We start from the raw sequence: 17,421 nt of genomic DNA on the forward strand, positions 1-17,421 counted from the left end.
CTACCCGCTGACCCAGACCCGCATCCGCCGCCCCGTGCCGGCCGTCGCCAGGGGGGCGGGCGGCACCTCCCCCGTCCCGAACCGCGCCAGCGCCTGCTGGAAGGCGAGCGGCGTCGTGGCCAGGTCGAGCACCGGCAGCGGCCAGGCGGCCTCGCCCGGCGCGGTGAGCCCCAGCGCCGCCGGCGCCAGGCGCGGCCAGTCCGCGACCCGCCCGGGATGCGGCGGCGTGGCGCTGCAGAACAGGCAGGCGATGCCGCGGGCCGCCGCATAGGCCAGGGCCTGCTGCGCCAGGCCACTGTCCAGGCGGTCGGCCAGCAGGACCAGGCCGGCGGTGCCGTCCGGCGTCGCCAGCTCACTGTCCAGCGAGGCCACCGCGTGAAACAGCACCGGCGAGGCCGCGATGTTGCGCAGTGCCGGCGGCAGCGGCCCGCGCCGGCCGCGCAGGTCCCAGAGCAGCCAGGTCTGCGGCGCCACGAAAGGATCGGCGAAGGCCAGGCGGCGATGCGCCACCTCGCGGTAGAGCAGGTCGTAATCGCGCGCCATGGCGCGGATGTTGCGGGCGCCGGCGGCCTCGCTGGCCTGCCAGGCGCGCAGCTCTTCCAGCCGCCGGTCGACGCTGTCCAGGTCCGCCGCGGCGGCGAGCACCGCCTCCAGCAGCGCGGCCGGCTCGCGCGTCTCGAACAGCCAGCCGCCGCCCTGCGCCCGGATGCGCTCGCCCACCGCGCCGAGGTCGAGGGCGAAGACCGGCAGCCCCGCGGCCCAGAGTTCCGTCAGGGTGTGGCAGTAGGTTTCCGGCCAGATCGACAGCACCGCCCCGAACTGGACATCCAGCGCCTCGACGCGATCGAGGAACTCGTCGCGCGCGTAGCGGCCGTGCAGCACCAGGCCCGGTGCCGCGCGCAGCGCGCCGGCATCGCCCAGGATATGGAATTCGACGCGCTGGCCCTGGTCGAGCGCCACCATGGCCTCGATCAGCCTGGCCCCCTTGGCGGCCGAGATATTGCCCGGCACCAGGATCCGCACCACCCCCTCCGCCGGGGCCGCGGCCTTCGGCGCCGGCGCCAGGAAACTCTCGAAGCTGCGGCCATGCGCCAGCACGCGGAAGTCGCGCCCGTCGAGCTCGGGATAGGAAGCCAGGATCACCGCCCGCGCATGGGCCGAGGTGGTGACGAAGGCGTCGCAGGCCGCCAGGGCCGGCCGCAGCATCTCCCGCCAGCGGTGGACGAAATTGTTGCGCAGCGGCGGCACCTGCTCGGCCGGCCAGAGCTCGGCGCGGCAATCCGCCGCGCCCTGGGTGCAGAGGCCGCCGCAATGGCGCATCTCGGCATCCAGCAGCTTGATGGTCGGGCAGGCGATGTAGAAGTCGTGCAGCGACAGCACCACGGGGATGCCCAGCGCCCGCGCCACCTCGGGCAGGCCGAGGCCGTGCCAGGCCAGGTGCCGGATATGCAGCAGCTCGATGGCATGCAGCAGCAGCCATTCGGCGATGATGGCGTCGTATTGCGCGCTGCGGTGGATGGCCATCTGGATCGGCGCGTCCAGGCTGCGCTGCTCGACCGGCTGCAGCACGCCCTCCGACAGGCGCTGCAGCGTCAGCTGCTGGCCGTTGCAGACCAGCAGCCAGGGCTCGTAGCGGTCCTCAAGCCCGCGCATCAGGTCCATATTGGTCTGCGGCGTACCGCCGGATTCCGTCGAGATGACGAAGAGCACCCGCGGCCGCGGCGGCGTCGCCCCCTGGAAGGCGCGGCGCACCCGCCAGCGCATCGCCAGCTGCCGCGGGTCCTTCTGGAAGACGCTGATCAGCGCCTTGTACTCGGGAAAGCGCGCGTCCAGTCGGGCGCGGCCCTCGCGCAGCAGGCCGGCGCGCGCCGTGCCGAAGCTCGCCGATTGCCGGTGCTGCACATAGGTGCGGTCGTCGACCACATGCTGCCAGCCGGCGCGCAGCGCCCGCATGCAGAGGTCGTTCTCCTCGCCATAGCCGCGCGGGAAGGCCTCGATATCGAGCGCACCCACAGCGTCCAGCGCGTCGCGCCGCAGGTACAGGCAGAAACCGTGGCCGGTCGGCACCTCCGGATAGGCGGCGCGCGCCGCCTGGGTCACCAACCGGCCGACATCGCCGATCGACAGGCCGTGTGGCAGGGCATTGGCCCCGCCCGGCCGCGGCGCCGAGAAGGCGCCGGCATTGTCCGAGAGCGGCGAGGCGCTGGCGGTGCGTGGGCTGGCATAGGCAGCGGCCGTCAGCCCTTCCAGCCAGCGCGGCGGCAGCAGCGTGTCGGAATTCAGCAGCACCACGTCGCGCTGCCCCGCCGCCGCGATGCCGCGGTTGCAGGTGCCGGTGAAGCCCAGGTTCTCTGCATTCCGCAGAACACGGATGTTGCGGCGGCCCTCGTAGAGAGCCAGCACCTCGGCGACGCGGGGGTCGGGGCTGGCGTCGTCGATGAGAAGCAACTCGGCATCGCCACCCGTCTCGGCGACCAGGGTCGCCAGGCAGGCGGCCAGATCGTCGGGCGCGTTGTAGATCGGGATGATGATGGCGACCTGCGGCCGGCGGCCGGCCAGGTTGCGCCAGGGCTCGCCGGCAAGGCCGCGCGTGGCGGGCAGCGACGGCAGTTCCAGCGGGCCGCCCGGCAGGAGATCGCGCTGGCCGGCAATGCGGGCGGTGACGGTCAGTGGCCCGCCGTCGCGTGGCTGGCTGGCGAGGGGAAAGATGAAGCCGCCCTGGCCGGTGGTGGTCCCGCGCTCCTGCAGGTCCTTGCGCGGCCGTACCGCCGGGATGGTCTCATAGAGGATGCCGTCGAGCAGGATCTCGACGGCCGGCACGGCCCAGCGCGGCTCGCGGAAGGCCGCCCAGCCGCGCACCGATCCCTCGTGCCAGGTCTCGAGCCGCCCCAGCGAGATCGGCGCGAAGCTCGCCTCCCTTTCGGCGACCACCCTGCCCGAGCTTTCCAGCACCAGGCGCATCGTGGCGCCCTGGCGGAAGGGCTGCGCCTCGGCGACCGCCCGGGCCAGGGCGACCGCGGTCACGGAGAAGCCATGCGGCCGGTCGGGGCGCGGCTGGCCGCCGGTCAGGTCAGGGCGGGTGATGCTCAGGGTGAGGGGCAGCCGGGTGCCATCGGGCAGCAGCACCGCCGCCTCGCCGGTGCCGTGCCACAGCGCCGGGTCGATCAGCCAGCCGGAGATGCCGGCCTGGCTGGCCATCTCCAGCGCGCCCTGCGGCGCGAAGGCGGTCCAGCGATCGGCGGTGACCGCGACTCCGCCCTCGACCATCAGGCTGAGCGGCGTGGCCGGGGGCTGGTCATGGCTCCAAGAAAAATCCTCGCGGAAGGCCAGGAAGCGGGGACCGTCCTCCTGGTCCGGCAGGTCGCGGCGCGGAAACCAGTGGCGGATCTCGAAACTCTCGGCGCCCGCCTGCAGCAGCACGCGATCCGGCCAGTCGCGGTCGCGCGGCACGGCCAGCCAACCCGAGATCATCAGGAAGCCGCTGCCGAAAGCCATGCTGTCGATGGCCGCCTTGAAGGCCATGCCGCGTCCCCGCAATCCGGTTAGTCGAAGAGCGGCCGCCAGGCGGGGCGGCCATCACCGCCCGGCCGGCCTCGCAGGGCCGGCCGGGCGAAGTCACGCAGCCTCAGGGGCGGCCGATGGAGGAATAGTCGAAGCCGGCCTCGCGCATCGCCTCGGGATCCCAGACGTTGCGCAGGTCGCAGACGACCTTGCCGGCCATGGCGGCACGGAGCTTCTCGGGGGAGAGGGCGCGGAACTCGTTCCACTCGGTGATCAGCACCAGGGCGTCGGCGTCCCTGGCGGCGTCGAGCGCGCTGTCGGCCCAGTGTACGCCGCCCGGCAGCGACGGCTTGGCATGGCTCGGCTGCGGGTCATAGGCGCGGACCGTGGCGCCGGCGGCGATCAGCGCCGGCAGGATGACCAGCGACGGCGCATCGCGCATGTCGTCGGTCTCCGGCTTGAAGGTGACGCCGAGCACGGCGATGGTCTTGCCGCCGACCGAGCCGCCGCAGGCGGCGATGACGCGCTCGGCCATCTGCGCCTTGCGCGCCTCGTTGGCGGCGATGGTCTGCTCGACGATGGTGGCCGGCGCGCCGAGCTCCTGCGCGGTGCGGGCCAGGGCCAGGGTGTCCTTCGGGAAGCAGGAGCCGCCATAGCCCGGACCGGCATGCAGGAATTTCCTGCCGATGCGTCCGTCGAGGCCCATGCCGCGGGCCACGTCATGGACGTTGGCGCCCGCCTTCTCGCAGAGGTCGGCCATCTGGTTGATGAAGGTGATCTTCACCGCCAGGAAGGCGTTCGCCGCGTACTTGATCAGCTCGGCGGTCTCGATGGCGGTGGCCACGACCGGGGTCTCGATCAGGTAGAGCGGGCGGTAGAGCTTCTTCAGCACCGTCAGCGCGCGGTCGGAATCGACGCCGACGACGACGCGGTCGGGCCGCATGAAGTCGCCGATGGCATTGCCCTCGCGCAGGAATTCCGGGTTCGAGGCGACCTCGATCTCCAGGTCCGGCCGCGCCTTGCGGACGATTTCCTTGACCTTGCGGCCGGTGCCGACCGGGACGGTCGACTTGGTCACCAGCACGATCGGGCCCTCGGCGGCGAGAGCGACCTGCTCGGCGGCGGCGAAGACATAGGACAGATCGGCATGGCCGTCGCCGCGCCGGGTCGGCGTGCCGACAGCCAGAAAAACGGCCTCGGCGCCGCGGACGGCTTCCTTCAGGTCGGTGGTGAAGGTCAGCCGGCCATCGGCGACATTCTCGGCGACGAGCTTGTCGAGGCCGGGCTCATAGATGGGGATGCGGCCCTCGCGCAGCGCCTCGATCTTGCTGATCTCGGTATCGACCACGCAGACATCGGTGCCGAACTCGGCGAAGCAGGCTCCGGAGACCAGGCCGACATAGCCGGCCCCAATCATGGCAATCTTCACGCGACAGCTCCAGGCAGATGCTTCGGATGGGGGACGCTGTTCGGCTCGTCGGCGAGGCGCAGCAGGTGCTGGCCATAGGCCGTCTTGGCGAAGAGGCGGCCGCGGGCGCGCAGCTGCTCGACGTCGATGAAGCCGTTCAGGAAGGCGATCTCTTCCAGGCAGGCGATCGGCAGGCCCTGGCGCTGCTGGATGGCGCGGACGAACTCGCCGGCATCGAGCAGCGAGTCATGCGTCCCCGTGTCGAGCCAAGCATAGCCGCGGCCGAGCTGCTCGACGCGCAGCGTGCCGGCCTCCAGATAGGCCAGGTTGACGTCGGTGATCTCCAGCTCGCCGCGCGGCGAGGGCTTCACCTTCGCCGCGATGTCGACCACGCGGTTGTCGTAGAAATACAGGCCGGTCACCGCCCAGTTGGAGCGCGGCTCGGCCGGCTTCTCGACGATGGACAGCGCCTTCCCCTCGGCGTCGAACTCGACCACGCCGTAACGCTGCGGGTCCTCGACGTGATAGGCGAAGACCGTGGCCCCCTCGGGCCGCGCGCGCGCCGCCTGCATGATGTCGGAGAGGTTGGCGCCGTAGAAGATGTTGTCGCCGAGCACGAGGGCCACGGAATCGTCGCCGATGAAGTCGCGGCCGATCAGGAAGGCCTGGGCCAGGCCCTCGGGCTTCGGCTGCTCGGCATAGACGAAGGTGACGCCATACTGGCTGCCGTCGCCCAGCAGCTTCTGGTACATCGGCATGAATTCGGGCGAGGTGATGATCAGGATCTCGCGGATGCCGGCCAGCATCAGCACCGAGATCGGATAGTAGACCATCGGCTTGTCATAGACCGGCAGCAGCTGCTTGTTCACCGCGAGCGTCGCGGGATGCAGCCGGGTGCCGGAGCCGCCGGCCAGAACAATGCCCTTCATCGAATGGTTTCCTGCAGCGGGGGGCCAATCAGCGTGGTCAGGGTCTCGTCGAGGCGCGCGCGCCAGTCGCCGGCGGGGATGCCGTGCACCGCCTGCAGATGGCTGCAATCGAGCCGGCCATCGGCCGGGCGGACGGCGCGGGTCGGATAGTCGGCGGTCGCGATCGCCTTGAGCGTCGGGACCTTGTGGCCGCGGGCGGCGGCGCCGGCGAAGATCGCCTCGGCGAAGCCGTGCCAGGTGGTGTGCGGCGCGCCGGTCAGGTGGAACAGGCCGAAGCGCGGGTCGCCGGCCGCGGCCTGGACCAGATGCGGCGCCATGACGCGCACGGCCTCGGCCAGGTCGGCGGCGAAAGTCGGCGCGCCATGCTGGTCGGCGACGACGCCGACCTCGTCGCGGGTCGCCGCCAGCCGCAGCATGGTCTTCACGAAATTATTGCCGTCGGCCGAGCAGACCCAGGCGGTGCGCAGGATGACGCTGCGGGGATTGGCGGCCATGACGGCGCGCTCGCCCTGCAGCTTGGACAGGCCATAGACGCCCTGCGGCCCGGTCGCGTCGGTTTCGCGATAGGGGGCACCGCCGAGGCCGGAGAAGACGTAATCGGTGGAGAAATGCACGAAGGGCGCGCCGACCGCCGCCGCCTCGGCCGCCAGCCAGGCGGCGCCGTCGCGGTTGACGGCGAAGGCCAGCGCCGTGTCGTCCTCGGCCTTGTCCACCGCCGTATAGGCGGCGGCGTTGATCACCAGCTCGGGCCGGGCGGCGGCGACGGCCGCGGCCAGGCTGTCGCGCGAGGTCAGGTCGAGCTCCGGCGGCTCGAGCGCGGTGATCTCGTGGCCCTCGGGCTCGAGGGCGCGGAGCAGGGCGCAGGCAACCTGGCCGACCCGGCCAGCGATCAGGATGCGCATCAGCCGGCCGCCTTGGCCGGAAGGAGGCCCAGCCGCTCGCCGCTATAGACGCGCTCGCGCAGCGGCTGCCACCACCACGCATTGTCCAGGTACCAGGCGATGGTCTTCTCGAGGCCGGTCGCGAAGGTCTCGGAGGGCGTCCAGCCGAGCTCGGCCTTCAGCTTGCTGGCATCGATGGCATAGCGCGCATCATGGCCGGGGCGGTCGGCGACGAAGCTGATCAGCCGGCGGCGCGGGCCGGCAGCATCGGGGCGCAGCCGGTCGAGCGTGTCACAGATGGCTTCCACCACCTCGATGTTCCGCTTCTCCGAATTGCCGCCGACATTGTAGGTCTGGCCCGGCTGGCCGCGCTGCAGCACGGCGATCAGCGCGGTGACATGGTCGTCGACGAAGAGCCAGTCGCGGACATTCTCGCCCTTGCCATAGACCGGCAGCGGCTTGCCCTCGAGGGCGTTGAGGATGGTCAGCGGGATCAGCTTCTCGGGGAAATGGAACGGCCCGTAATTGTTCGAGCAGTTGGTCATCAGCGTCGGCAGGCCATAGGTCTCGTGCCAGGCGGCGACCAGATGGTCCGAGCCCGCCTTGGTCGCCGAATAGGGCGAGCGCGGCGAGTAGGGGGTGGTCTCGGTGAAATAGCCGGTGGCCCCGAGCGAGCCGAAGACCTCGTCGGTCGAGATGTGCAGGAAGCGGAATTTTTCTTTCTGTGCCGCCTCCAGGCCCAGCCAGTAAGCGCGGGCTGCCTCGAGCAGAACGAAGGTGCCGACCAGGTTGGTCTGCACGAAAGGCGCGGCGCCGGCGATCGAGCGGTCAACATGGCTCTCGGCCGCCAGGTGCATCACCGCGTCCGGGCGGAACTCCGCCATGGCCTTGGCCATCGCCTCGGCATCCGCGATGTCGGCCTGCAGGAAGCCGAAGCCGGGGCGACCCTCGCAGTCGCGCAGGGAGCGGCGCTCGCCGGCATAGGTCAGCTTGTCGACCACCAGCACCGCCTCGGCGACCTGATCGAGAACCAGGCGGCGGACCAGGGCCGAGCCGATGAAACCGGCGCCGCCGGTGACCAGGATGCGCATCAAGGGCGTCCTCTGCAGAATGCTGACGTCAGAAGTAGTCGGGAAGGTCGCGCAGCCGGGGCTGGCGGGAATCCTTGTCGGACAGGACCGGGCCGCCCTCGGGCAGGGTCCAGCGGATGCCGACATCCGGGTCGTCCCAGGCCAGGCCCTTGTCGCAGGCGGGCGCGTAATAGCCGCTGACCTTGTAGGCGACGGCGCAATCCGGCTCGAGGGTGCAGAAGCCATGCGCGAAGCCGACCGGGACATAGAGCTGGTTGCCGGCCTCGGCCGAAAGCTCGACCGCCACATACTGGCCATAGGTAGGCGAGGCGCGGCGCAGATCGACGGCGACGTCGAGCACGCGGCCAGACAGGACCCGCACCAGCTTGGCCTGGGGCTCGGGCTGCGACTGGAAATGCAGGCCGCGCAGCGTGCCGACCGGCTGCGAGATGGAGAAATTGTCCTGCACGAATTCGGTGGTCAGGCCGCAGGCGGCGAAGTCGCGCGCGCTATAGGTCTCGGAGAAGGCGCCACGGGCATCACCGAAGCGCTTCGTCTCAACGAGGATCGGCCCGTCCATCGTGAAGCTGGCCAGGGTGAAGTTGCGCGAACTGCGCACCTCGCGCAGCTCGCCCTGCTGAATGGCTGCCAGGGCGCTTTCGGACAGAGCGGACGACATGAAGGGGCCCTTAACCTGGATTGCTGCAATGCACCATGGCGAGACGCTGCAAATCAATTGCCTAGCATATGATTTTCACGCGCACGACCCGGCGTTCGGGCCGAAAAATGGACTTCCCATGAAGCATTGAGTTCTCGCTAGGATTTACCCTGGTGCGTCGCGATTGGCAAAGCCCCCTGCTCTTTCTTTAAAACGGCCTCACGAAGTCGCGAGTTCGCCTCCCTGGTTTGCCGATGGCGGAAGCCTGTGGCGGGATGGCCCTGACAGCGGTTATTCTTGCGGCATGGCAATGACCCAGGACCAGGGCCGCTTCACCCGCCAGGCGGAGGAGCACGGGGTGCGGATCACCGTGCATCCGGCGCGGCCGGCAGCGGCTTTCCTGGCCGCGGCATGGCTGCTGGGCCTGCTGTTCGGCCTGCCCGCGCTCGCGGTGCTGCTCGATCCCACCCGGCATGAGCCGGTCGCGCTGGGCGCGGCGCTGGCCGGGCTGGGGGTGGTTGCGATGGCCGTCCTGGCGCTGCGCCGGGCCCGGCAGGGGCGCGGGCCACGGCCGCTGCTGCTGGATGCCACCGGCCTGACCCTGCCTGAGGGCCACTTGCCCTGGACCGAGCTGCGCGGCCTGTCGCTGCGCCAGCCCGAGCCCGGCCGCCAGGCGGCCGCGGCGCCCGGGCTGCATGCGCTGGCCGCCCGCATCGCCGCCCGGCAGCACGCCGCCGAGACCGTGCTGCTGGCCGAGACGGCGGGGGAGGGGGCGCCCCGGCTGGTCGCCGGCGGCCTCGGCCCCGAGGTGGCCGCCGCGCTGCGCGAGGCGCTGCTGGCGGCGCGGCCCGCTCAGTAGGGCAGCACGCGCTCCATGATCTGCTGGCCCCAGCGCGGCCGCTGCAGGTCGCTGGAGACGCCGCGGCCGCCATAGGCGATGCGGGCTTCGGCGATCTTCTCCGAGGCGATGCGGTTGTTGGGGCGGATATCCTCCGGCCGGATCAGCCCGCGCAGCTGCAGCTCGCGCAATTCGTTGTTGACGCGGATCTCCTGCGAACCGGCGATCTCCAGATTGCCGCTCGGCAGCACGCGGATGACGGTGGCCGCCAGCTGCAGCCGGATCTTCTCGTTGCGGCGGATCTTGCCGGTGCCGTCGCTGGTGCTGTCGCCGCCCAGGCTGACCGCGGGCGCCGTCTGCCCGCCGAAGATGCGGCCGAAGATGCCCTGCAGCCCGAAGAGGAAGGGCATGTTCAGCGTCTGCTCGGCCTTGTGCTCCAGCTCGGTCTTGTTGTCGAACTGGGCGCTGTCGTCGATCTCGATCTCGACGGTCAGCAGGTCGCCGACGAAGCGGGCGCGCTGGTCGCGGAAGAAGCTGCGCGAGCCCGCCCGCCACAGCGAGCCGGGCATGGTCGGCCCGGTGCCGGCCAGGCGCGGCCGGTTGGAGACCTCGATCGGCGTGTCGCCCTCGGCGATCGGCGGGATGGCCTCGATGGCGCCAGGGGCGCTGATCGGCGGCGGCTTCTGGATATGGCCGAAGCTGTCGCAGCCGGCGAGGCCGAGCAGGGCCAGCGCCAGGAGGGGGCCAGGGCGGCTCATGGCGCCCGCACCTCGGCGGTGCCGTCGGCGACGACGAGGGCGCGGATGGTGCGGCCGCTGCGCGGGTTGTGCACCCGGATCATCTCGCCCAGAGCGCCGGATTCCATGGCCCGCCCCTCCATCTCCAGGGTGACGCCGGCCCGCTTCCAGAAGACGCGGATCATCTGGGTGGAGCGGATGGCGGAAGGCTCGCCGACGTCGCGCTCGGTCAGCGCCGCGGAGCCGCGCACCCGGCGCTTGACCTCGAGCCCGACCAGGTTGCGCTCGGCCTCGATCAGCCCGGGCATCGGCCGGCGCGGCGCCATGGCCTCCAGATCCTGGCTGGTGAGGATGTCGCCGGGCGCGAGCGATCGCGCCGCATGCCAGACCTCCCGCGCCGCCACGGGTGCCGCCGCCAGCAGCAGGACCGCGACGAGGGGAGGGAGCGAGGGGGACATCGGCCACCTCACCGCACGTTGTTGGTGGTCTGCAGCATCTGGTCGGTCGCCTCGATCACCTTCGAGTTCATCTCGTAGGCGCGCTGCGCCGCGATCAGCTGGGTGATCTCCTGCACCACGTTCACGTTGGAGGCTTCGAGATAGTACTGCCGCAGCTTGCCGTAGCCGGGATCGGTCGGCAGGCCCTGGTTGGGCTGGCCGGAGGCCTCGGTCTCCAGGAACTTGTTGCCGCCGATCGCCTCCAGCCCGGCCTCGTTGGGGAAGGTGAAGAGCTCGAAGCGGCCGACATTCTGCTGCTGGCCATTGGCCTGGGTGACCAGCACCTCGCCGGCCTGGTTGATGGTGACGTCGCGCACCTCGACCGGGATGTTGATCGCCGGCTGCACCGGATAGCCTTCGCTGGTGACGATCTGGCCCTGGTTCGACAGCTTGAAGGTGCCGTCGCGGGTATAGGCGACGGTGCCGTCCGGCAGGTTGATGCCGAAATAGCCGCGCCCCTCCAGCGCCAGGTCATAGAGGTTGCCGGTCTCCTGCAGCGTGCCCTGCAGGGTGATGCGGTTGATCGCCGAGCTGCGCACGCCGAGGCCGACCTGGGTGCCGACCGGCAGCAGCGTCCCCGCCTCGGAGGAGGAGGAGCCGACGCGCTCCGCACTCTGGTAGAGCAGGTCCTGGAACTCCGCCTTGCGCCGGGTGAAGGCGGTGGTGGAGACGTTGGCGATGTTGTGGGCGATCACCTCGACATTGGTCTGCTGGGCCTGCATGCCGGTGGCCGCGATATTCATGGCGCGCATTGTTTTTCGCTTCCCTTGGCCGGCGCCGTCGGCGCCGCTGGCCATGCATCAATGGTGGGCGTCAGAGAGGGGGTAGACGGTCAGTTCGGCCGGCCGAGCATTTCGATCATCCGCCGCATCCGCTGGTCGTCATCGGCGATGAAGCGCTGCATGTTCTCGTAGGCGCGCTGCACCAGGGTCAGGTTGGCGAGCTCCTGCACCGGCTGGATGGTCGAGCCCTCCAGCGCGCCCTGCACCAGCCGCGTCCGCGTGCCCGGCTGGGTCGGGTCGATCGGCTGCAACTGGTTGGCCGGGATGTCCACCAGCCCGTCGCCGGCCTTGCGCACGCCGCGCAGGTCGTTGGCGTTGAACAGGCCGATGCGGCCGACCTGCTCGACCCGTCCCTCGACGGTGGCCAGCACATTGCCGTCGGCGCGGATCTCGAGGCTGCTGAACCGCTCGGGCAGCAGGATGCGGGCGCCGCCCTCGCCGGCGACGGCGCGGCCATTGCTGTCGACCAGCGTGCCATCGGGGCCGAGCTTGAAGCGCCCGTCGCGGCTGTAGCCGCGCCCGGCATTGCCCGGCCGCTCCACCGCGAAGAAGCCCTGGCCGTCGATGGCGAGGTCGAGCGGATTGCCGGTCGCCCCGATCTCGCCCTGGCGGCTGTCGATATAGGTGGCGCGGTCCTGCACGAAGGCGATCTCGCGCCCGGGCACCGCCAGGCGATTGATGTGGCTCTGGAACAGGGTGCGGTCGCCGCGATAGCCGGTGCTGGTGGCATTGGCCAGGTTGTTGGCCACCACCTCCATCTGCTGCCGCAGCGCGAGCTGGCCGGAGAGGCTGACGACGCTCGGACTGTCCATGCTTCAGTTCCTCCCTGATGCGGGCTCGGGGGATGCCGCCGCTGCCGCGGGCAGCACCTGCTCGATCTGGCGGCTGCGGCTGATGGCCTGGCGCGCCGCCGCGACGCCCCGCGGCGCGGCGGGCGTCGCCTGGTTGGAGAGCTGCAGCAGGGTGGCGGCGCTGCCCTCCGGCGCCAGCAGCTCGCCGGGCAGGGCGACCCGCTGGCGCGCCAGCGCGGCGGCGCTGGCCAGCCGCGCCGTCGCCTCGGAGCGGGTCTGCGGATCGAGCGAGGCATCGCGCAGCAGCGCGGCATAGGCGGTCGCCGCCTCGCCCCAGGCCTGCCCCTGGAACAGCAGGGCCGCGCGCGCCTGGCGATCGGGCAGCTCCTCCAGCCCGGCCAGGGCCGCCGCCCCCTCCAGCGGCTTGCCCAGCCGCGACAGGGCCAGGGCCGCGATGCGCCGGGCCGCGTCGGAGGCCGGCAGCGGCTGCAGCAGCGCCAGGGCGCGCATCGGGTCGCCCTGCTCGGCCAGCGCCTCCGCCCGCGCCTGCAGCAGCGTGGCCGCGGGCTGCGCGAGGGTGGCGGCGGCGAGCTGCCGGCTGGTCTCCAGCGCCGCATCGGGCAGGCCCTGATCGAGCATCAGCCGGGCCGCGCCCTGGCGGATATCGTCGCCCCGCTCGCCAGGCGTCGCATAGCCCTCATACTGCCAGTAGAGCGCCAGCCTCTCGCCGGCCGGCGGCAGGGTCAGGCCGCGCGCATCGACCAGCAGCAGCCGCAGCGCCTGCGCCGCCAGCCGGGCCGCGCGGCTTTCCGTGTTGGGGCGGGAGGAGGCCTGGCTGGCCTCGTCGGCGACGCGCAGCGCGGCGCGCAGGTCGCCGCGCTCCAGCAGCCGCTGTGCGTAGAGGATGGCGGATTCCTCGCCCAGCGGGTCGTGCCGGTAGGTGCGGGCGAAGTCGATCAGCACCTGCTCGGCGCGCTGGCTCTCGCCGTCCTGGCGGGTCAGGTTCAGCGCGGCCAGCCGCGCCTGGGCATAGAGGGCGGCGACGCTGCGGCCGCGCGCAGCCCGCTCCAGATACATCATCTCATCGGCGCGGTTGCCCTCCAGCCGGGCCTGGCGCGACAGCAGCCAGTTGCGCACCACCTGCTGGTCGGGGCGCAGCTCGGTCATGCTGCGCACGCCGGCCACCAGCACGCGCAAGGTCTCGACATCCTCCTCCACCGCATCCGTCAGGACATGGGCGAAGGCCAGCCGCAGATCGGGCGGGATGTCGCGCAGCAGGGCGCGGATCTGCGGTGCCTGGCGGGCCAGCGCCGGCGCGTCGCCGGCCAGCGCCGCCGCCAGCCCGCGCCACAGCGGCAGGTCGGGGCGGGCGCAATCGGCGGCCTCGGCCAGCAGGGCGGAAGCCGGGTCGATGCGCTGGCGGCCCAGGATGCGGGCGATGTCGCGGACCCGCTCCAGCCGGGCCTGCAGATCGGGCGGCGCGCTCTCGGCGACCGGGGCGGCCAGCACCTCCAGCGCCTCGCGCGGCATCTCGTGCGCGGCATAGAACTCGGCCAGCGCCGCCATCTCCACCAGGCCCTGGTCGGACAGCGCCAGCGCGGCGCGGCGTTCGACCAGCTCGTCCAGGAAGGGTTGCCGGCCGGCCCAGTCGCGCAGGGTGAAGGGGGCCGACAGGCAGGGCGGCTTCGGCACGGCCTCGGCGCCCGGCCCGAAGCGCGGATTCGGCAAGGGCTGGCCAGGCGCGGCCGCCGGCGGTGCCGCGCTGCCTGGGCCACCCGGGCCCGACGCGCCGCTGCCGCCGCCGGTCCCGGGCAGCCTGGAGGTCGGCGCCGCGTTCAGCAGGTTCAGCTTGCCCAGGATGCTCTCGCGCAGGCCGGTGAGATCCTCGGTGGCAGGCGGCTCGGCATGGCCGCGGCGGCCGCGCGGCGGCGTGGCGGCGGGCGGCGGCAGGGCGGTGGCCTCGCGCGGCTGGTCGCGGCCGGCCGCCGCGGGGCGCGCCGGACCCCGCCGCAGGTCGACATAGAGCAAACCGCCGGTGACGCCGAGCTCGGCGGCGCAATCGGCGCAGCTCGGCTGCAGCACCAGCACGGTCTCCTCGCCCTCCTGGCGGATCTGGGTGCCGGCCAGCTCGCGCAGCGGCCGCAGGCCGGCCAGGTCGAGCTGCAGCCGACCCTGCAGCCGCAGTTCCTGCCCGGCCGCGGTGCGCCGCAGGCTGTGCGGCGGAATGCTGCCGAGATCGAGCACCACCCGGCCACGATCGGCGTGCTGGCCGCCGCGCACCCGCACGCTGCGCGCGGCCGGAGCGGGCGGGGCGGGCGGACTGGCAGGTGCCGGCTCCCCGGCCGCCGGCGCCTCGGCGGCGGTCGCGGCGGGCGGCACGGGCGGAGACGCAGGCGGCGTGGGGCGCGCCGGTGTCGCACCGGCCGGCTCCGGACCGGGCGTGGCGACGCCCGGGCGGGCCGGGGTCAGGTTGTTCTGCGGCGCGGCGCCGGGGCGCGGCGGCGGGGTGGAGAGGCCCTGCGGCACCGCCGGCGTGGTCGGCAGCCCCGGCGTGGTGGCGGGCAGGGCAGGCGCCGGCACCTGGCTGGCACCTGGGCTGGCCGGGGCAACGGGCGCGGTCGTCGCCGGCCCTGGCGCCACCCCCTGCGCCAGGGCCGGGCTGGCGGCGAGCAGGGTCAGCACTGCCGCCACCCCGCCGCGCAGCAGCGTCCGGAAGCGGGGCGGGGGCGATGCCCGGCGCGGGCCGGTCGCGGGCTGCACCGCGCCTACTCCCCGCTGCCTTCGGCTTTCGCACGGCCGGCCTCGCGCAGCTGCTCCTCCATCTGGTCGAAGCTGGGCTGCAGCTTGGAGGGGATGGCCTGGCGGCCGACCTCGACGCAGATCTGCGGGGAGAGGTTTTCCAGGTAGGAGGTGATGACGGCGCGCGCCACGTCCATCATCCGCTTCTCCTCCTCTACGATGGCCTTCAGCCGCGACGCCATCGGCCCGATCAGCCCGTAGGAGAGGAAGACGCCGAGGAAGGTGCCGACGAGCGCCGAGCCGATCATGCCGCCGAGGATCTCCGGGCTCTCGCTGATCGCGCCCATCGCCTTGATGACGCCGAGCACGGCGGCGACGATGCCAAGCGCCGGGAAGGCATCGGCCATCAGCTGGATCGCTTTGGCCGGCTTGAGATTCTCGGCATGGCGCTTGTCGATGGCGCCTTCCATCATCTCGCCCACCCGGTGCGGATCCTTGTTGTTCAGGGTGATGGTGCGCATCGTGTCGCAGACCAGGCCGCGCAGCGCCGGTTCCTTGGTCAGCCGGGCGTAGCGGCTGAAGATCGGCGAGTTCTCCGGCTTCTCGATATGCTTCTCGAGCTTGGCCGCGCCTTCCTTCTGATGCGTGCGCAGCAGCAGGTAGAGCAGGCAGAGCAGGTCGGAGAAGTCCTTCTTCTTCCATTGCGGTCCCTTGAAGACCTTGCCGAAGGACTTCATCGTCTTGGCGAACAGCGCGCCGTCGCCGCCGATCAGCAGGGTCATGAAGCCGCTGCCGCCGATGATCATCATCTCCGGGCCGATGGCGTGCAGGATCACGCCCATCTTGCCGCCGGCGATCAGATAGCCGCCAAAGACGGCAACGAAGACTCCGAGGATTCCGGCGAGCTGGATCATCGATTGGGTCGGCCCCGCAATGCCTGCGCTGGTGCGATGGTCGGGCCAGAACCTGGCCGGCGCTTCGCTCTTACCATTTCGCACCTTTCTGTGCTATGAGCATTTTTCGCAATAGCGACCGAGAGGACGACCATGCCCCTTCCCGTCGGGATTTCCGAAGGCGTCAACAAGGCCCTGGACCAGGCTGGCCAGGCCGGCCAGGCCGCCGCGCCACGCGGCGAGCAGCTCGGCCGCTTCCGGGTCGATGCCCAGGTGGCCGGCGCGCTGCGCGACGCGGCCAGGGCCACGGGGATGGGCTTCAACGTCCTGGCGGCCAAGGCGGCGATGGAAAGCGGCTTCCGCGCCGATGCCCAGGCCTCCACCTCCTCAGCCCGCGGCCTGTTCCAGTTCATCGACCAGACCTGGCTGGCCGTGGTGCAGGCGCATGGCGCTGAGCACGGCCTGGCCAACGAGGCCGCCGCCATCAGCCGCAGCGGCAGCCGCCTGACCGTCGGCGACCCGGCCATGCGCAGCCGGATCCTGGCGCTGCGCGACGATCCGGCGATCTCGGCGCGGCTGGGCGCGGAGCATCTGAAGGACCTGTCCGATGCGCTGCGCCCGGCGCTGGGCGGGCGGGCGCCGGACGCGACCGAGCTCTATCTCGGCCATTTCCTCGGCCTGCGCGGCGCGACGGAGCTGCTGCGCACCGCCGCCAGCGACCCGGCGCGCGCCGCCAGCGACATCCTGCCCGAGGCAGCGCGGGCCAATCCGGCTATTTTTCGCGGCGCCGACGGCCAGCCGCTCTCCACCCAGCAGCTGATGGACAAGCTGCGCGGCCGGGTCGGGCAGATCTACGCCTCGCTCGGCATGGAGGCGCCCAGCGGCCCGGTCGAGCTCACCCCGGGCGCCGCCGCGGCGGTCCTGGCCAGCAGGCCGGCCGCGCCGGTGGCCAGCGAGGAGCCGCTCTGGTGGGGGCGGGGCAATCCCGCCCGCATCCTGCACCCCTCGGAGCAGGCCATGGCCGCGACCCTGGTCGAGGTCTTCAGCCGGATGAACCGCGCTGCCGCGCAGCGCGGCCGGGACGAGGCGCCGGGCGAGCTGCCGGGCAGCGTGCTGGAGGCGCTGCGCCAGCAGGCCCCCGCCCTGCCCGAAACCAGCATCGACCCGCTGGCCGAGGCCCGCCGTGCCTATCGGCCGGTGCAGATCTGAGCCGCCGGAGGCACCACGCGGCGCCGGGCCTGCTCCAGCCGGACCTCCTGCCCATGCCGTAGCCCGGCCGCATAGCACTGGCCGAGCCCGGCCCGCAGCAGGGCCGGCGGCTCGGGCCAGGGGTGCGGCAGGGCCGCGATGTCCGCCTGCCCCTGCCGCCCTTCCAGCCCGTCCCGCCGGCCCCGGGCCGTGGCGCGGTCCAGCAGCCAGGGGGCGAGGCCCTCCCAGTCCGGCGTCCCCGGCGGCCTGCCCTCCAAGGCGCCTTTATCAGCCTTCATTCTTCGCGTTCCTGCTGTCATGCCGACATGCCTCCATGGCGAACCCGGCCGTCGCGGCGTCTGATCGCCGCGCAGCCCTGCTCAGCGCCGGCAGCCACGGGCGGACCCGGTGAACAGCCAGAGGACCGGGAGAGGATTCGCGGAACCGGCAGCGTGATTTTCGCACAATCGGCCTGCGCCATGCAGCAGGCTTCAGCGGCCGCACCCGGC

The 17,421-nt window shown here is 72.1% G+C and carries 15 protein-coding genes; 2 read left to right on the forward strand and 13 right to left on the reverse strand.

All coding sequences use genetic code 11. The annotated features are described in order from the left end of the window. The 6 genes from WFI16_RS22740 to rfbC form a co-directional block, all read right to left on the reverse strand. The gene (locus WFI16_RS22740; RefSeq protein WP_419900141.1) at positions 1-3,522 is read right to left on the reverse strand and encodes a glycosyltransferase; all 3,522 of its coding nucleotides are present in this window, start codon (positions 3,520-3,522) and stop codon (positions 1-3) included. Positions 3,523-3,625: 103 nt separating this feature from the next. Continuing rightward, positions 3,626-4,930 (reverse strand): UDP-glucose dehydrogenase family protein, encoded by a 1,305-nt coding sequence (locus WFI16_RS22745; RefSeq protein WP_419900142.1) that lies wholly within the window; start codon positions 4,928-4,930, stop codon positions 3,626-3,628. Next, positions 4,927-5,838: a glucose-1-phosphate thymidylyltransferase RfbA gene (rfbA, locus tag WFI16_RS22750; protein WP_419900143.1), complete on the reverse strand. Its 912-nt coding sequence runs from the start codon at positions 5,836-5,838 to the stop codon at positions 4,927-4,929. The genes WFI16_RS22745 and rfbA overlap by 4 nt, the downstream gene beginning before the upstream one ends. Further along, positions 5,835-6,740 (reverse strand): dTDP-4-dehydrorhamnose reductase, encoded by a 906-nt coding sequence (gene rfbD / locus WFI16_RS22755; protein WP_419900144.1) that lies wholly within the window; start codon positions 6,738-6,740, stop codon positions 5,835-5,837. The genes rfbA and rfbD overlap by 4 nt, the downstream gene beginning before the upstream one ends. Continuing rightward, complete coding sequence (gene rfbB, locus WFI16_RS22760; RefSeq protein WP_419900145.1) at positions 6,740-7,810, reverse strand: dTDP-glucose 4,6-dehydratase; 1,071 nt, start codon at positions 7,808-7,810, stop codon at positions 6,740-6,742. Before rfbB ends, rfbD begins: the two co-directional genes overlap by 1 nt. Before the next feature lie 28 nt (positions 7,811-7,838). After that, entirely contained in the window at positions 7,839-8,468 is a 630-nt protein-coding gene (gene rfbC, locus WFI16_RS22765; protein WP_419900146.1) for a dTDP-4-dehydrorhamnose 3,5-epimerase, read from the reverse strand. Positions 8,469-8,751: 283 nt separating this feature from the next. Between rfbC and WFI16_RS22770 the strand changes: the two genes are divergently transcribed. Next, on the forward strand, positions 8,752-9,306 hold the full coding sequence (locus WFI16_RS22770; RefSeq protein ID WP_419900147.1) for a hypothetical protein: 555 nt from the start codon (positions 8,752-8,754) through the stop codon (positions 9,304-9,306). Here the strand turns inward: WFI16_RS22770 and WFI16_RS22775 are convergent. From WFI16_RS22775 to motA, 6 genes are all read right to left on the reverse strand, one after another. Then, complete coding sequence (locus WFI16_RS22775) at positions 9,300-10,043, reverse strand: flagellar basal body L-ring protein FlgH (protein WP_419900148.1); 744 nt, start codon at positions 10,041-10,043, stop codon at positions 9,300-9,302. The genes WFI16_RS22770 and WFI16_RS22775 overlap by 7 nt on opposite strands. Then, the gene (flgA, locus tag WFI16_RS22780; protein WP_419900149.1) at positions 10,040-10,480 is read right to left on the reverse strand and encodes a flagellar basal body P-ring formation chaperone FlgA; all 441 of its coding nucleotides are present in this window, start codon (positions 10,478-10,480) and stop codon (positions 10,040-10,042) included. The genes WFI16_RS22775 and flgA overlap by 4 nt, the downstream gene beginning before the upstream one ends. An 8-nt stretch (positions 10,481-10,488) precedes the next feature. Next, a complete protein-coding gene (gene flgG, locus WFI16_RS22785; RefSeq protein ID WP_419900150.1) occupies positions 10,489-11,271 on the reverse strand; it encodes a flagellar basal-body rod protein FlgG in 783 nt (260 codons plus the stop codon). An 80-nt stretch (positions 11,272-11,351) separates the two neighbouring features. Beyond that, positions 11,352-12,113 (reverse strand): flagellar hook basal-body protein, encoded by a 762-nt coding sequence (locus WFI16_RS22790; RefSeq protein ID WP_419900151.1) that lies wholly within the window; start codon positions 12,111-12,113, stop codon positions 11,352-11,354. A gap of 3 nt (positions 12,114-12,116) precedes the next feature. Further along, complete coding sequence (locus WFI16_RS22795; protein WP_419900152.1) at positions 12,117-14,852, reverse strand: hypothetical protein; 2,736 nt, start codon at positions 14,850-14,852, stop codon at positions 12,117-12,119. A gap of 5 nt (positions 14,853-14,857) precedes the next feature. Further along, complete coding sequence (motA, locus tag WFI16_RS22800) at positions 14,858-15,745, reverse strand: flagellar motor stator protein MotA (RefSeq protein ID WP_419900153.1); 888 nt, start codon at positions 15,743-15,745, stop codon at positions 14,858-14,860. 132 nt (positions 15,746-15,877) lie between these two features. On the opposite strand from motA, the gene WFI16_RS22805 reads away from it, so the two are divergent. Continuing rightward, positions 15,878-16,933 (forward strand): hypothetical protein, encoded by a 1,056-nt coding sequence (locus WFI16_RS22805; protein ID WP_419900154.1) that lies wholly within the window; start codon positions 15,878-15,880, stop codon positions 16,931-16,933. Here the strand turns inward: WFI16_RS22805 and WFI16_RS22810 are convergent. After that, on the reverse strand, positions 16,912-17,211 hold the full coding sequence (locus WFI16_RS22810; protein WP_419900155.1) for a hypothetical protein: 300 nt from the start codon (positions 17,209-17,211) through the stop codon (positions 16,912-16,914). The genes WFI16_RS22805 and WFI16_RS22810 overlap by 22 nt on opposite strands. Between the last annotated feature and the right edge of the window lie 210 nt (positions 17,212-17,421).

The sequence above is a fragment of the Roseomonas sp. USHLN139 genome (assembly GCF_037145735.1).
Classification (GTDB): Bacteria; Pseudomonadota; Alphaproteobacteria; order Acetobacterales; family Acetobacteraceae; genus Pseudoroseomonas.

Bases quoted from the DNA above. Each gene is read 5' to 3' on its own strand.
- WFI16_RS22740 (WP_419900141.1), bottom strand. From the start codon at position 3,522: ATGGCCTTCAAGGCGGCCATCGACAGCATGGCTTTCGGCAGCGGCTTC.
- rfbA (WP_419900143.1), bottom strand. From the start codon at position 5,838: ATGAAGGGCATTGTTCTGGCCGGCGGCTCCGGCACCCGGCTGCATCCC.
- rfbD (WP_419900144.1), bottom strand. From the start codon at position 6,740: ATGCGCATCCTGATCGCTGGCCGGGTCGGCCAGGTTGCCTGCGCCCTG.
- rfbB (WP_419900145.1), bottom strand. From the start codon at position 7,810: ATGCGCATCCTGGTCACCGGCGGCGCCGGTTTCATCGGCTCGGCCCTG.
- rfbC (WP_419900146.1), bottom strand. From the start codon at position 8,468: ATGTCGTCCGCTCTGTCCGAAAGCGCCCTGGCAGCCATTCAGCAGGGC.
- WFI16_RS22770 (WP_419900147.1), top strand. From the start codon at position 8,752: ATGGCAATGACCCAGGACCAGGGCCGCTTCACCCGCCAGGCGGAGGAG.
- WFI16_RS22775 (WP_419900148.1), bottom strand. From the start codon at position 10,043: ATGAGCCGCCCTGGCCCCCTCCTGGCGCTGGCCCTGCTCGGCCTCGCC.
- flgA (WP_419900149.1), bottom strand. From the start codon at position 10,480: ATGTCCCCCTCGCTCCCTCCCCTCGTCGCGGTCCTGCTGCTGGCGGCG.
- flgG (WP_419900150.1), bottom strand. From the start codon at position 11,271: ATGCGCGCCATGAATATCGCGGCCACCGGCATGCAGGCCCAGCAGACC.
- WFI16_RS22790 (WP_419900151.1), bottom strand. From the start codon at position 12,113: ATGGACAGTCCGAGCGTCGTCAGCCTCTCCGGCCAGCTCGCGCTGCGG.
- motA (WP_419900153.1), bottom strand. From the start codon at position 15,745: ATGATCCAGCTCGCCGGAATCCTCGGAGTCTTCGTTGCCGTCTTTGGC.
- WFI16_RS22805 (WP_419900154.1), top strand. From the start codon at position 15,878: ATGCCCCTTCCCGTCGGGATTTCCGAAGGCGTCAACAAGGCCCTGGAC.
- WFI16_RS22810 (WP_419900155.1), bottom strand. From the start codon at position 17,211: ATGAAGGCTGATAAAGGCGCCTTGGAGGGCAGGCCGCCGGGGACGCCG.